The organism is Endozoicomonas sp. ALB032 (assembly GCF_049310125.1).
Lineage (GTDB): Bacteria > Pseudomonadota > Gammaproteobacteria > Pseudomonadales > Endozoicomonadaceae > Endozoicomonas_A.
The window spans coordinates 671,834-688,713 of the sequence record NZ_JBLYNW010000001.1 but is presented as its reverse complement, the minus strand read 5'-3'; the positions used below and the strand labels follow the sequence as shown (position 1 = coordinate 688,713).

At 49.6% G+C, this 16,880-nt stretch carries 2 protein-coding genes; both read left to right on the top strand.

What is annotated here, in order from left to right; genetic code table 11:
- The first annotated feature begins 128 nt into the window (after positions 1 to 128).
- On the top strand, positions 129 to 7,907 hold the full coding sequence (locus ACO6VG_RS02060) for an AAA family ATPase (protein ID WP_422472451.1): 7,779 nt from the start codon (positions 129 to 131) through the stop codon (positions 7,905 to 7,907).
- 653 nt (positions 7,908 to 8,560) lie between these two features.
- Positions 8,561 to 16,300: an AAA family ATPase gene (locus ACO6VG_RS02055; protein WP_422472449.1), complete on the top strand. Its 7,740-nt coding sequence runs from the start codon at positions 8,561 to 8,563 to the stop codon at positions 16,298 to 16,300.
- Positions 16,301 to 16,880 lie beyond the last annotated feature (580 nt).

Genomic DNA, 16,880 nt, shown 5'->3' with positions numbered 1-16,880 from the left:
TCGAGGTCGTTGACTTCCTTCAATGTTACAGGCAACTGTCCAAATGGAACTTTAATCCTATTTTAAGGTCAAACAGTAATACAGTTTCATAACACTCCTGCAAAGGAAAGCAGTAGAGGAGATTGGCTATGGATGGTCAGATCAATGGAAAAACAAACAACCCTGTTTTTAAGACTGAAAAGCCTGATGGCGGCATACCACCCAAAAGAGCAAAGCTGGATTTAAAACCAGAGATTGCTGAGGTCACCGGTGTAACTGCCAGACTCAATATATCGCCAACTTCGAGAGGCCTGCCTGACAAAACGAGAATCGTATCCGCAACGGATTCGTCGCTCCAAAAGGCTCCTCATGCCTTCGATTTTCGTTTTGTCGCCAGTGATGATGAGGTTCGACAACTTCTGATTGCCAGGACCTGCGATAAACATCAGGATGTTACTGTTATATCCCACCCCGACGACCTCTCAGAGGCTAATCTGGTTAGCCGGTTGAGTATTTCCGAAGAGGGTCGCCACACTCTGCGTTCAGGCAAGCTCTTTGAAAGTTCTCAGCCATTAACACTGGTGATAGATATTCGAAAACTCACCGGTGAAGAACTGCCAAAGTTTAACGATTTACTGGACCCGGATAACCCCTGCCTGTACGACAAAGTCAGCAACAAAAAACGTCCTTTGGGTGAGCATGTTTCGCTATTGGTGTTGGCAGACCCTGCACAGTTGGCATCAGTTGGCCGACGTGACAAGGCATCGGGGGCCGAGGCACCCGGTGCTGATTTCTGGCGGCGAATTAATCGACCGGGCAATACCTGGCAGTTCAACGAAACGACCGGCAATGCCTCATTAATGGATATCGACGAGGTTCAGTTATTGGCTGAACTCCCCTCTGCCGAAAGTGCTATGGATGACGAAAATACCCTTCTTATTAACTGCCACTTGCACAGCAGCTGGCGGCAGTTATTGCTGGGTGGCCCCGGAGTGGATCAACAAGGGCGAATCCGACACATCCCCGGCAAGCTTGAGTCGTTAAAGGCCGGACAACGGGTGATTCTGAAAGGCGCCAATTGGCAGGATCTGGCCTTTGAACAGACGGTTCGACAGATGCTGGCGCAACAGTGTTTTGAGAGCAACGGGAAGATCTGTCCATTACCCGACGATGTTCAGTTTTATAAGATGCCGTTAGGCAATGAAGAGCTTCATACACTGTTCCAAAGTCTGTCTCACTCTGATAATGAAGAAGGTGACCAGGAACTTGATAAAGCCCAGGCATCAGCAAACCCGATCATCATTAACCAGAGTAATGTCAGGGAGTGGCTGAGCCCGATTGCCATTGCCCCGGAAGGCTATGCAATCCCTAATACCAGTCTGTTGGAACAAATTCGGGCAGGTGGTGTAGTCACCGTAACGTCTACCCTCACTGAGGCACACTGGTTTCATTTGCTGGGTTCACTGCAGACGATTCGCGAGACGACCGGCCTGGAGCCCCGGCTTCAGGTGACTGATTCAAGACAGCAACCAAAAGCACTGGGATTGACAGAAAACAATGAACAGCCAATCACAGATCAAGCCACTTTTAATACCGTTACTTATCAGCAACATACCCAGACAAGTCATTGGCTAAATAATCAGCAGGAAGCCCCTTTGGTCATTCAGGTCAGCGAACAGACCGGCTTCAGTCAGCTCTTTGATAATATCCATATCACTTCGGAACAACAGGCGCATTTTGGGCGACAGCCGAGTAAATTGCAGGAGGCATTGAGCGCTGGCGAACCGATTGTATTCCGGGGACTCGAGCATAACCCAAGGCTTCAGCAGCTTCTGGAGCCCCTGTTTATTGGGCAACCTTTGTTGGTGAACGGTCAATTACAAGCCTACCCACAGGCTTGTGTCACCTTACTCTGGCCTGAGTCTGCGAAAAGTCCGTCTCCGGTCTTGCATTCGCTGGTCGCCGAGGGTGAACCCTGTCCCGAGGTTGATCTCTGGGCTGTCAATGCCGACAGGCATGAAATCCCCCGGGCTGAGCTGCCAGAACAAGCGCTTAATAAACTTTATCAGGCGTTTAAAACCGTACCTGCCGACCTTTGTAACCCTCTGCCTGAATTGAACGAAGGCTTATTGAATAACCTGATAATGGCTGCCCGGCGGGCACAACAGGTTGATCAGTCCTCATCGCTTTTACCCCGCCACTGGCGCAGGGCCATTAATAGCGTCATCACCCATGGCACCCGGCAGAATCCACCCGTGAGGGATTTTATGAAAGTGGCTTGCCGGAGCTTGTTACCGGATAGGACGCCGGATAAGGATCAGCCTATCTCGGTAGACCCGGATCAGTTAACGGCCATCATCGACAGTGCCCCGCAGTTGAATAGAGCGTTTTTGGAGCAGAACCTGTGGCCATTGGCCAGAGCCATTGATCTGACAGCATTCAAGAACGGTAAATCTAAAGGATTACTGTTGTCCTATGAAGAACCAGTTTCCGTTTGGCATAAGGAAAATTTTCTGGACAAGCTCTGTGCCCTGATTGTGGCCCCTTTGCCTGATGAACTTCGTCAGGCCATGGCGTATCAGTTGAAAGTCGATCCGGAGGCAGCGAAACGCTATCCACCGTTAACCATCAGGCCATCAAGACAAATTAAACGTTTGCAGGATGCACTGGCTTCTGGCTGGCAGTTACGTTTGCCACCAGAGCAGACGCGATCCGATGCCATTGAGGCTCTGGCCACCGATTGTCTTGATAAAGCCATAACAGCGAATTCTGAGGCAGAAGGCATTGAACGCATTGAACACCGACTGGCTGAATCACTTATATGGGCAGGCTCCACAGACAATCCCCTGTCAGCACTGGCCGGGGATCTTTATCACAGCGAGATAAGTCAGAAAGATCGTGAAAGCCGACGATTATCCCGACTTCATGACCGGCTTACCGACTCTCCCGTTATCTTCCTGCAAGGGGAAACCGGCACCGGGAAAAGTTACTTTTCTGCCAAAATGGCCAAGGCTTCGGGACAGGCTTCAGTCATTTCCCTTGGACCTTCCGACAGCGAACAGACCCTGATGAAACGCTGGCAGTGGCAACAATACGCTGATGGCGACCGCTCTATGGTGGAGCAAAACCGGGCATTGATAGAGTGGGCCAAGACCAAATCCGACAAAGACGGAGAGTACATCACTTTAGTGCTGGATGAAGCCAACCTGACCCAAGCCGGATTACTGGCATCATTGAACGGCTTATGGGAACCACAACCCTGCATCTATGTGAATGGTCATCCTGTCAAGGTCAGCGAAAAACACCGGGTGATTCTTACCGGTAACCCGGATCATTATGCCGGGCGCCAACTCGACCCGGCCCTGAAAGAGAAATTGCCCAGAGCTTACTACCCACGCCTGGATCAGGCTTTTCTCAGAGACAGGGTGGTGGAACCGGCTCTGGTCAATCACTTACAAGAGCATCTGACAAAGCATCAAATAAACGACATTGCACACAGTGCCAGCAAAAGTGTGATGACACTCTGGCAACATTATCAGGAACTGCTGCCCGAGCATGAGTTTACCCCCAGGGATTTAACGGACATCTGCAGTTGGGTGGGTTGGTATCTCGACTGTGCTCAGCCCGCTCTTGGCAGTGTGACCTGTGGGCAAATAAACAGTTTGATACAACACAGTTTTCGGGATGTACTGGGGCCGGAAATCACCGAAACGCAACGGGATGCCCTGTCGGCACTGGAAATCTGGTTTGCTGCCCGTTACAAGGCGGAGAACACCCTGAGCGACAGAGTTCGTAACAAGACCCTGTCAGATATTCAGCAGAACTTCAGTACAGTCACGCGAGAAATCCGACCGGACTTTGATACCTCCGGATCGGCAGTCCGTGAACTGGCGCAGCGGCTTGGACAGGATTTAAGCCGCTCTCAGCAGGCTCATCATCACGACAGAAAACACGGCGGCCGTCAGGCAACACTGATTGAAGGTCCGGCGGGGCGGGGTAAAGATGCCACGCTGAACCTGGTGATTGAAAGTGTCAAAAAGCAGGCTGAACAACGGCAAGAATTGATGCCGGAAGTCTATTACCTGAATGCCTGTGATTGTTCCTGGGACAAACTGTGTGAAAAGATCCGGAAGGCCAAAATTGAAGGCGGCATCGTGGTGATTTCGGAAATGAACCTGATCGACAGCCAGCATCTGGAAGGTGAGTTAAACGATATTCTGGCCGGAGACGCCCATCCGGGTTTTCACCTCTTTGCCACCATCAACCCACCTGAGTACAGCGGGCGAAAACCCTTATCACCGGCCCTGAAAGGGCGTTTTCGACATTTGCCCATCCGGCAGTACAAAGCGACCGAATTACAGACCATTGCCGCGAAAGTGTTGCCAGAGTCGTCACAAGGAACATTCGCCGCTGAGATGCTAACAGAAAAACATTGTCGTTTAAGGGCTCACCTGCAAAGCAAAAAACTGCCATTACAACCGACCAGCCTTGATTTACAGAATGTTGCCAGGGCTATAAACAGAGGTGGTGATTTGAGCGAAAAAGCCGTTCATCAATGCCTCAATCAGCACTACCGGCTTTACCTGATGGCTGCCAACCTATCGCTGGAGGAACTGCCCGAGTCTTCGGCTCTTGCCATGGAGAAAAGTGAATTTGATTCCGGACTTTGCCGTTGGTTCAATGAAACGGTATCGGGCATTGATCGTCCGTGGTTGATACGAAGCAGTCATCTCAACAGTGTTGATGAAAAAAAACATGAAATCCTTGTTAACACTCAGCGGGATGAAAAGGAAGTCAGAACGGAAATCATCAAAAGTGTGGCTCAGGCAAAGTGGCAGTCATCAGGCCTTCCCCTGAAGCCGGACGAGTCGGACGATATTCTTACCGGGGCACTCTACCGACACTGGCAGCAACGCTGGTTTAGCAATCATTTTGGCCGGACGAACGTAGACGTTAACAGCGTATTTCCCCTGACGGAAGAACAGCAACAAACGCTGAAAATGTCTGCTAACCAGCCTTATCTTCAGGCCGCTGATCAGCAGATAGGGGCGTGGAAAGCCGATGAAGTTCAATGGTGGCCTGTGTTCTGGTATCAGATCAGTAATCTGCTGAACCATCTGGCAGACGATTTTATCAACGAAGCATCCGCTATTGGTGGTGATCAGGCTCCTGAACAAGACAAGCCACAAGTCCACGAGAAACAGGCTTGGGCATTGGATCAGAGAACGGAGCCTGCGCCACAACCTGTTAACGAAGTCTTGACCACCAGTAGTGATAAAGTTCCGCCACAAGTCCACGAGGTGCAAGCTCCGGCATTGGATCAGAGAGCGAACCTCGAGACACAACCTGTTAATAAAGCGTTGACTGTTTACTGTGATAGCACTCCAGAAAAATACATTCCGGAAGTCCATGAGAAAGAGGCTCCGGTATTGGACCGAAGAACGGACTATGAGAATGAGAAAGAGAGCGAGCGACAACTTGACGATTATATAATTTTTGATGACCCGGACCATTTCCCCGGGATTTATCGGTCATTGGCAGAGGATATTTATGTATCACCTGAGGGCAAAATCAAAAGGATCAGTATTAATGATAAACACATGCAGGGAGTCGAAGTCATCATACCTGCACGGTTACCAGAGCATGGCCGGGAAGTGACATTAGCCAGCGACCAAACACTGGCTACCTTTTACATGTCATCAAAAAATGGTCAATTTATATTGCCCAGCCTGACAGTTAAGGACTACATCGTGGCACTGCGCATAGAACCCCATCTGGCATTTACACTGCTCAGGGACCGATATACCGGCATACACACACTATTTATTCCAGAAGCCAAAGCCGACCAGAGCATTAAATTTGCTTATGTCGTAGAACCCAGAGAAGTGGGCAAAAAAACATCGGCTGAAAAAGTCCGGCCAGCACAATCAAGACGTTTTGACGCCCACTGTTGCCAGGGTATGAAAACAGTACTGGACGACGTGTTTCAGAAGATTGAGAAACAGGCATCCAAAGTAAGGAAACCTTTGCAGAAAATAGCAAAGGCTGAAGACACGGAGCAGCGCATTAGGGCAATCCAGGATTATTGCGAAGACTTTTCCGGTGTTGCTGTACCAAAGCGCAATAAAAATTTCTTTCACTTCCTGATAACACGCCGACAAGGCAGCTGTCGTCATCGTGTGCCTGTTTTTATTGCTTTATGTCGTTATTTTGGCATTCCATGCCGACAAATATCCAATGATACCCATGCCTTTGCAGAGTGTTCGCTGGACGGTGGCCAAACCTGGAAATCGGTGGATTTGGGCGGAGCGCCTGTCGAGGTAACAGAAATCCTCCCTGAGTTCCAGGACACCAAAAGAGTCAGTGTTTCTGGCACTGAATTAAAGAAGACCAGAGATCTGCTGAATGGGCGTCTGAAAGGTGCTGATTTAGCACAACAGCAAACTCTGGCTGAAGCCTGCGGAACAAGTCCTGAAGAACTGAACAAGGCCCTTGAGGCAGGCTGTGAATCGCCGGAAACCCTTCCAGATATTTTCGAAATAGTAAAGAAACTCTGGCAGACAAAAGATTTAACCGGCTTTTCCATGGGTGTCTCAATATTAGTGTCGCTGGAAACAAAAGCATTAGACTTTGACGAAGTGGAGTTGATTTGTATTGTCTTTAGCAAAAAAGGCCCGATGTTGAAGGCAGTCAAACACATCTTGTCCAACAGTGATAGAAATCAGGTCACTGAACCCCTCAAGTTATTGCACTCAAAAATGATTATTCATGGCTCATCAGAACCTGAGGACTGGTTAATCCTGATGCTGAGTATTCTGAGTGATATTGATCTGACCCCCGCAGTTATTGACTTTGCCAGGGAAGCCCTGGCATCGGGTTGGCTGGATATACCGCCGACCTATGCAGGCCAGATCGTAGAGGCCCATGAACACCATAAGCTATTGGTTCGTCTGCAAGGTGTCGATGAACTGAAGGTTAAAGCCAGCCATTTACTGAAAAAGTGGTATAAGAAATTATTCTTCAGAGAGAAAGATAGCCAGACATGGCAAAGGGCTTACCATTCCTTCCAAACAAGTAAATTAGGGGCCTTTTTTGTCACTCGTTGTCATCATGGTTTATCGCCATCTCTGGAAAAAAACATTCTCACCTCATCTGTACGCAACGCTTGGACGGACCAACCCGAGGGCATTGCGAATATAGAACGAATGCTGGTTCACCATCCTGCATTTCCGAAATTAATCTCGGGCAAAGCGAACCACCGTCCGGTGATTATCATAGGGAAGCCTGACTGGATATCCGGCTTGAAAGTGATGGATAAAAAGGTCGCAGCCCTATTACAACGAATCGCTGAGAACCGCTCAGACCTGAAACATTTGTTGGAAAAAAGCAGTCAATTTATGGCAAGAAAAAAAGAACTCGATCTGGCTCTGTTTGCATTGGACAGAGACTACAGCGTGGGATCACCAAATCATAGAGAGGAATATAGGAAAAAAAGGTCTGATATCTTAGGAAGCTACCAATCCATCGTGGAGCCTCTCAGGTTATCTTCAGGGGAGGTAGATCTCATAAATGATTTAAAAAACAAATGTGTGGTGGCGCTTAAGCAGGCCTTCAGTCATTATCTGTATGAAGTGACACACCTGAAAGGCGGTTGCCTGACCTATTGCTGGGGCGATGCCCACATAGATGGATGCTGGAATAGCAACAGGTATGGCGCTCATGACCCATCCTCACCAGAAGAACTGAATGCCATGATGTTTGCAATCAGAAATGAAGAGCTTGAGAAATCTATTCAGGATGACTACCTACGGCAGGCACTTAACGCCAGTGATGCTCTGGTGCTCAAAACCAATGAGCTGAATACCATCGCCGAAGAGTTTTTGAACAGCGTGAACTTGAATTCGCTTTGTGAGGCATTGGATACCTGATAACCGTTTGGTCATGATGCGCTTTTCGAGATCGGTAACTCCACTCCCGTCATTCCCGGCTTCCTTCCTGTCATTCCCGGCTTCCTTCCTGTCATTCCCGGCTTCCCTCCCGTCATTCCCGGCTTCCCACCCGTCATTCCCGGCTTCCCTCCCGTCATTCCCGGCTTCCCTCCCGTCATTCCCGGCTTCCCTCCCGTCATTCCCGCGAAGGCGGGAATCCACACTGACTCACCACCAGAACCATACTACCCGGTGCCCCCCTGGCCTTGTCATCCCCGAGAAGGCAGAGATCCACCGTTGGCGCTGGATTCCCGCCTTCGCGGGAATGACGACCCTTTAGTGCCGCACAGGCCCAAAGACTCTATAACAGCAGGTTGGACACCCCTACAGAGGGGTAACAATTAAAATGGAACTTTAATCACACCTTACAGGTCTAACCATTTAACAATTTCATTAAGTACCTGGCCAGTTGGTTTCGCATATTCTGGCGAGTGGATTTTTTCATCCTTCAAGACGCAACGACGGGCGCGTAGCCACAGCTACGCAACCAGAGTTGGAACGCAGAATGATGGAAAAAGCCGCCGTCCAGAATATGCGAAACCAACTGGTTAGGTACTTCAGTCCTTCAAATAACAGTTGAGAGGGAGATGACTATGGATGGTCAAATTGCCGGAGGTACCAAAAAACGCGTTCATGATCGTAGCCTGCATGATCATGACGTGGCAGCCAAGATGGCAAAGCTGGGTATATTGTCAGAGGAAAAGCAGGATGTAGAAATCTGCTCTGAAGTAAGGTCCAGATTAAAGAGATCGCCCTCTTCGGAGACCTTGCCTGACAAAGTGAGAACCATCTCCGCAACGGATTCCTCGCTCCAAAAGGCGACTCATTCCTTCGATTTTCGTTTTGTCGACAGTGATGACGAGGTTCGACAGCTTTTGATTGCCACTACCCGTGATGAACATCTTGATGTTGCGCTTATTTCCCATCCCGATGACCTTTTAAAGGCTAACCTGGTGAGCCGGTTGAGTATTTCCGAAGAGGGTCGCCACACTCTGAGTTCAGGCAAGCTGTTTGAAGGTTCACAGCCATTGACTCTGGTAATTGATATTCGAAAGCTTACCAGTGAAGAGCTGCCAAAATTTAACGATCTGCTGGACCCGGATAACCCTTGTCTGTACGACAAAGTCAGCCAGGAGAAGCGCCCTCTGGGCCAGCATGTTTCTCTATTGGTTCTGGCAGACCCGGCACAGCTGGCATCGGATGGCAGGCGTGATGATGCGCCTGCGGGCGGCGCACCCGGTGCTGATTTCTGGCGACGAATTAATCGGCCGGAAAATACCTGGAAGTTCAACGCGCAGACTGACAATGACCCATCGATGGAGATCGACAAGGTACCTCCGTTATTGGCTGAACTCCCCTCTGCCGAAAGTGTTATGGACGACGACAATAGTGTTTTAATTGACTGCCATTTGCACAACAACTGGCGACAGTTGCTGCTGGGCGGCCCCGGAGTGGATAAACAGGGGCGAATCCGGCACCTGCCCGGCAGGCTTGAGACATTGAGGACCAGACAACGGGTGATTCTGAAAGGGGCGGATTGGGCAGATCTGGCCTTTGAACAGACGATTCGACAGATGCTGGCGCAACAGTGTTTTGAGAGCAACGGGAAGATCTGTCCATTACCTGACGATGTTCAGTTTTATCAGATGCCGGTGGGGAAAGACGAGCTTAATTCAATGTTCCAAAGTCTGTCGCACTCTTGCGACGAAAAAGACTCCGCTCCACGACCCCCGATCCTTATTAACGAGAGCAATATCAGTGAATGGCTCAACCCGATTGCTATTGCCCCGGAAGGCTATGCAATCCCTAATACCAGTCTGTTGGAACAAACTCGGGCAGGTGGTGTAGTCACCGTAACGTCCACCCTCACTGAGGCACACTGGTTTCATTTGCTGGGTTCACTGCAGACGATTCGCGAGACGACCGGCCTGGAGCCCCGGCTTCAGGTGACTGATTCAAGACAGCAACCAATAGCACTGGGATTGGCAGAAAACAATGAACAGCCAATCACAGATCAAGCCACTTTTAATACCGTTACTTATCAGCAACATGCCCAGACAAGTCATTGGCTGAATAATCAGCAGGAAGCCCCTTTGGTCATTCAGGTCAGCGAACAGACCGGCTTTAGTCAGCTCTTTGATAATATCCATATCACTTCGGAACAACAGGCGCATTTTGGGCGAGAGCCGAGTAAATTGCAGGAGGCATTGAGCGCTGGCGAACCGATTGTATTCCGGGGACTCGAGCATAACCCAAGGCTTCAGCAGCTTCTGGAGCCCCTGGTTATTGGGCAACCTCTGTTGGTGAACGGTCAATTACAAACCTACCCACAGGCTCATGTCACGCTACTCTGGCCTGAGTCTGCGAAAAGTCCGTCTCCGGTCTTGCACTCGCTGGTTGCCAAGGGTGAACCCTGTCCCGAGGTCGATCTCTGGGCTATCAATGCCAACAGGCATGAAATCCCCCGGGCTGAGCTGCCAGAACAAGCGCTTAATAAACTTTACCAGGCGTTTAAAACCGTACCTGTCGGCCTTTGTAACCCTCTGCCTGAATTGAACGAAGGCTTACTGAATAACCTGATAATGGCTGCCCGGCGGGCACAACAGGTTGATCAGTCCTCAACGCTTTTACCCCGCCACTGGCGCAGGGCCATTAATAGCGTCATCACCCACGTCACCCGGCAGAATCCGCCCGTGAGGGATTTTATGAAAGTGGCTTGCTGGCAATTTTTACCGGATAAGGATCACCCTCCCTCGGTAGACCCGGATCAGTTAACGGCCATCATCAACAGTGCCCCGCAGTTGGATAGAGCGTTTTTGGAGCAGAACCTGTGGCCACTGGCCAGAACCATTGATCTGACAGTCTTGAAAGACAGTAAATCTGAAGGATTATCGCTGTCCTATAAAGAACCAGTTTCATTTTGGCATAAGAGAAATTTTCTGGACAGGCTCTGTGCCCTGATTGTGGCCCACGAGCCTGAAGAACATCGTCAGGCAATGGCGTATCAGTTAAAAGTCGATCCGGAGGCAGCGAAACGATATCCACCCTTAACCATCAGGCCATCAAGACAAATTAAACGTTTGCAGGATGCGCTGGTTTCTGGCTGGCAGTTACGTTTGCTACCAGGGCAGACGCGATCCGATGTCATTCAGGCTCTGGCCACCGATTGTTTCCACATCGTCAGGACAGCCAATTCTGAAGCAGAAGGCATTGAACGTATAAAACGTCAACTGTTTGAATCAATGGCGTGGCAAGGTTCCACTGATATGCCCTGGTCAGCACTGGCCCGGGATCTTTATCACGGCGAAATAAATCAGAAGGATCGTGAGAGTCGTCGATTATCCCGACTCCATGACCGGCTTACGGACTCTCCCGTTATCTTCCTGCAGGGAGAAACCGGCACCGGGAAAAGTTACTTTTCTGCCAGAATGGCGAAGACTTCAGGGCAGGCTTCGGTGTTGTCTCTTGGACCTTCTGACAGCGAACAGACCCTGATGAAACGCTGGCAGTGGCAACGACATGCCGATGGCGATCGCACTATGATGCAGCAAAACCGGGCATTGATGGAATGGGCCAATACCAAATCCGACAAAGACGGAGAGTACATCACTTTAGTGCTGGATGAAGCCAACCTGACCCAAGCCGGATTACTGGCATCATTGAACGGCTTATGGGAACCACAACCCTGCATCTATGTGAATGGTCATCCTGTCAAGGTCAGCCCAAAACACCGGGTGATTCTCACCGGTAACCCGGATCATTACGCCGGGCGCCAGCTCGATCCGGACCTGAAAGAGAAGCTGCCCAGGGCTTACTACCCACGTCTGGACCAGGCATTCCTTGGGGACAGGGTGGTGGAACCGGCTCTGGTCAAGCATTTACAAGAGCATCTGACAAAGCATCAAATAAACGACATTGCACACAGTGCCAGCAAAAGTGTGATGGCGCTCTGGCAATATTATCAGGAACTCTTGCCCGACCATGAGTTTACCCCCAGGGATTTAACGGACATCTGCAGTTGGGTGGGTTGGTATCTGGATCGTGCTCAGCCCGCTCGCGGCAGTGTGACCTGTGGGCAAATAAACAGTTTGATACAACACAGTTTTCGGGATGTACTGGGGCCGGAAATCACCGAAACGCAACGGGATGCCCTGTCGGCACTGGAAATCTGGTTTGCTGCCCGTTACCAGGCGGAGAACACCCTGAGCGACAGAGTTCGTAACAAGACCCTGTCAGATATTCAGCAGACCTTCAGTACAGTCACCCGAGAAATCCGACCGGACTTTGATACCTCCGGATCGGCAGTCCGCGAACTGGCGCAGCGGCTTGGGCAGGATTTAAGCCGCTGTCAGCAGGCTTATCATCACGACAGAAAACACGGCGGCCGTCAGGCAACACTGATTGAAGGTCAGGCCGGACGGGGCAAGGATGCCACGCTGAACCTGGTGATTGAAAGTGTCAGACAGGAGGCCGAAAAACGGCAAGAATTGATGCCGGAAGTCTATTACCTGAATGCCTGTGATTGTTCCTGGGACAAAGTGTGTGAAAAGATCCAGAAGGCCAGAATTGAAGGCGGCATCGTGGTGATTTCGGAAATGAACCTGATCGACAGCCAGTATCTGGAAGGGGAGTTAAACGATATTCTGGCCGGTGACGCCCATCCGGGTTTTCACTTGTTTGCCACCATCAACCCGCCTGAGTACAGCGGGCGAAAACCCTTATCACCGGCGCTGAAAGGGCGTTTTCGACATTTGCCCATCCGGCAGTACAACGCGACCGAATTACAGACCATTGCCGAAAAAGTGCTGCCAGAGTCCTCACAAGGGACATTCGCCGCCAAGACGCTAACAGAAAAACATTGTCGTTTAAGGGCTCACCTGCAAAGCAAAAAACTGCCATTGCAACCGACCAGTCTTGATTTACAGAATGTTGCCAGGGCTATCACCAGAGGTGGCGATTTGAGCGAAAAAGCCGTTAATCAATGCCTCAATCAGCACTACCGGCTTTATCTGATGGCCGCCAATATATCGCTGGAGGAACTGCATGAGTCTTCGGCTCTTGCCATGGGGAAAAGTGAATTTGATTCCGGACTTTGCCGTTGGTTCAATGAAACGGTACCGGGCGTTGATCGTCCGTGGTTGATACGAAGCAGTCATCTCAACATTGTTGATGAAAAAAAACATGAAATCCTTGTTAACACTCAGCGGGATGAAAAGGAAGTCAGAACGGAAATCATCAAAAGTGTGGCTCACGCAAAGTGGCTGTCATCAGGCCTTCCCCTGAAGCCGGACGAGTCGGACGATATTCTTACCGGGGCACTTTACCGACACTGGCAGCAACGCTGGTTCAGCAATCATTTTGGCCGGACGCACGTAGACGCTAACAGCGTATTTCCCCTGACGGAAGAACAGCAACAAACGCTGAAAATGCCAGCTAACCAGCCTTATCTTCAGGCCGCTGATCAGCAGATAAGGGCGTGGAAAGCCGATGAAGTTCAATGGTGGTCTGTGTTCTGGTATCAGATCAGTGATCTGCTGAACCATCTGGCAGACGATTTTATCAACGAAGCATCCGCTATTGTTGGTGATCAGGCTCCTGAACAAGACAAGCCAGAAGTCCACGAGAAACAGGCTCAGACATTGGATCAGAGAACGGAGCCTGCGCCACAACCAGTTAACAAAGTCTTGACTATTGGTAGTGATAAAGCTCCTGCATTGGATCAGAGAACGAACCAGGAGCTACAGCCTGTTAATAAAGCCTTGACTGTCTACGGTGATCGCACTCCAGAAAAATACATTCCGGAAGTCCATGAGAAAGAGGCTCCGGTATTGGACCAAAGAACGAACTATGAGAAAGAGAGCAAGCCACGAATTGACGATTATATAATTTTTGATAAGCCGGGCCATTTTCCCGGGATTTATCGGTCACTTGCAGAGGATATTTATGTATCTCCTGAGGGCAAAATCAAACAGATCAGTATTAATGATAAACACATGCAGGGAGTCGAAGTCGTCATACCTGCACGGTTACCAGAGCATGACCGGAAAGTGACATTAGCCAGCGACCAAACACTGGCTGCCTTTTATATGTCATCAAAAAATGGTCAATATACATTGCCCAGCCTGACAGTTAACGACTATATCGTGTCACTGCGCGTAGAACCCAATCTGGCATTCACGCTGCTCAGGGACCGATATACCGGTATACACACACTATTTATTCCAGAAGCCAAAGTCGGCCAGAGCATTAAATTTGTTTATGTTGTAGAACCCAGAGAAGTGGGCAAAAAAACATCGGCTGAAAAAATCCTGCCCGCACAATCAAGACGTTTTGACGCCCACTGTTGCGAAGGTATGAAAACAATACTGAACGACCTGTTTGAGAACATTGAGAAACAAGCATCCGAAATAAAGAAACCTTTGCAGAAGATAGCAGAGGCTACAGACACGGAGCAACGCATTAAGGCAATCAAGGACTATTGCGAACACTTTTCCGGTGTTGATGTACCAGAGCGCAATAAAAATTTCTTTCACTTCCTGGTAACACGCCGACAAGGCAGCTGTCGTCATCGTGTGCCTGTTTTTATTGCTTTATGTCGTTATTTTGGCATTCCATGCCGACAAATATCCAATGATACCCACGCCTTTGCAGAGTGTTCGCCGGACGGTGGCCAAACCTGGAAATCGGTCGATTTGGGCGGAGCGCCTGTCGAGGCAACAGAAATCCGCCCTCACTTCCAGGACACCAAAAGAGTCAGTGTTTCCGGCACTAAATTAAAGAAGACCAGGAATCTGCTGAATGGGATCCTGACAGGTGCTGATTTAGCACAACAGCAAACTCTGGCTAAAGCCTCTGGTATGAGTCCTGAAGAACTGAAACAGGCCCTTGAGGCAGGCTGTGAATCGCCGGAAACCCTTCCGGGTAGTTTCGAAATGGTAAAGAATCTCTGGGGGAGAAAAGATTTACCCGGCTTTTCCATGGGTGTCTCAATATTATTAGTGTCGCTGGAAACAGAAGCACACAACTTTGACGACATTCTATTGGTTTGGAGTGTTTTTCACGAAAATAAACTGATGTTGGAGACAATCAAACACATCTTGTCCAACAGTGATAAAGATCAGGTCACTGAACCCCTCAAGTTATTGCGTTCAAAAATGAGTATTTGCGGCGTAGCAGGCCCTGAGGACTGGCTAAACCCAATAATGAAAATTCTGAATGACATTGAACTGACTCCTTCGGTTATTGACTTTGCCCGGAAAGCCCTGGCATCGGGTTGGCTGGATATACCGCCGACCTATACGGGCCTCGTAAAGGCCCATAAACACCATGAGCTATTGGTACGTCTGCAAGGTGTCGATGAACTGAAGGTTCAAGCCAGCCATTTACTGAAAAAGTGGTATAAGAAATTATTCTTCATAGGGAAAGGTAGCCAGTTATGGCAAAGGGCTTACCATTCGTTCCAAACAACAAAAGCCGGGGCCTTTTTTGTCACTCATTGTCATCATGGTTTATCGCCATTTCTGGAAAAAAATATTCTCAGCTCATCTATACGCAATGCCTGGACGGACCAACCTGAGGGCATTGCGAATATAGAACGAATGCTGGTTCACCATCCTGCATTTCCGAAATTAATCTCGGGCAAAGCGAACCACCGTCCGGTCATTATCGTGGGGAGTCCTGACTGGAGCTATGGCCTGGAAGCGATGGATAAAAAGGTCGAAGCCCTGTTACAACGAATCGCTGAGAACCGCTCAGACTTGAAACATTCGTTGGAAAAAAGCAGTCAATTTGTGGCAAGAAAAAAAGAATTCGATCTGGCTCTGTCAGCATTGGACAACGACTACTCGGCGGGATCACCTTGGCTAAATAAAGATCGTAGAGAGGAATATTGGAAAAAAAGGTCTGATATCTCAAGAAGCTACCAATCCATCCTGAAGCCTCTCAGGCTATCTTCAGAGGAAGAAGTTCTCATAGGTGATTTAGAAGGCAAATGCATCAGAGCGCTTGAGCAGGCCTTCAGTCACTATCTGTATGGAGTGACACACCTGAAAGGCGGTTGCCTGACGTATTGCTGGGTCAATGCCGACATAGATAGATGCTGGGATAGCAACAGGTATGGCGCTCATGACCCATCCTCACCAGAAGAACTGCATGCCATGATGACTGCAATCAGAAATGAAGAGCTTGAGAAATCTATTCAGGATGACTACCTACGGCAGGCACTTAACGCCAGTGATGCTCTGGTGCTCAAAACCAATGAGCTGAATACCATTGCCGAAGAGTTTTTGAACACCGTGAATTTGAATTCGCTCTGTGAGGCATTGGATACCTGATAACCGTTTGGTCATGATGCGCTTTTCGAGATCGGTAACTCCACTCCCGTCATTCCCGGCTTCCCTCCCGTCATTCCCGGCTTCCCTCCCGTCATTCCCGGCTTCCCTCCCGTCATTCCCGGCTTCCCTCCCGTCATTCCCGCGAAGGCGGGAATCCACACTGACTCACCACCAGAACCATACTACCCGGTGCCCCCCTGGCCTTGTCATCCCCGAGAAGGCAGAGATCCACCGTTGGCGCTGGATTCCCGCCTTCGCGGGAATGACGACCCTTTAGTGCCGCACAGGCCCAAAGACTCTATAACAGCAGGTTGGACACCCCTACAGAGGGGTAACAATTAAAATGGAACTTTAATCACACCTTACAGGTCTAACCATTTAACAATTTCATTAAGTACCTGGCCAGTTGGTTTCGCATATTCTGGCGAGTGGATTTTTTCATCCTTCAAGACGCAACGACGGGCGCGTAGCCACAGCTACGCAACCAGAGTTGGAACGCAGAATGATGGAAAAAGCCGCCGTCCAGAATATGCGAAACCAACTGGTTAGGTACTTCAGTCCTTCAAATGACAGTTGAGAG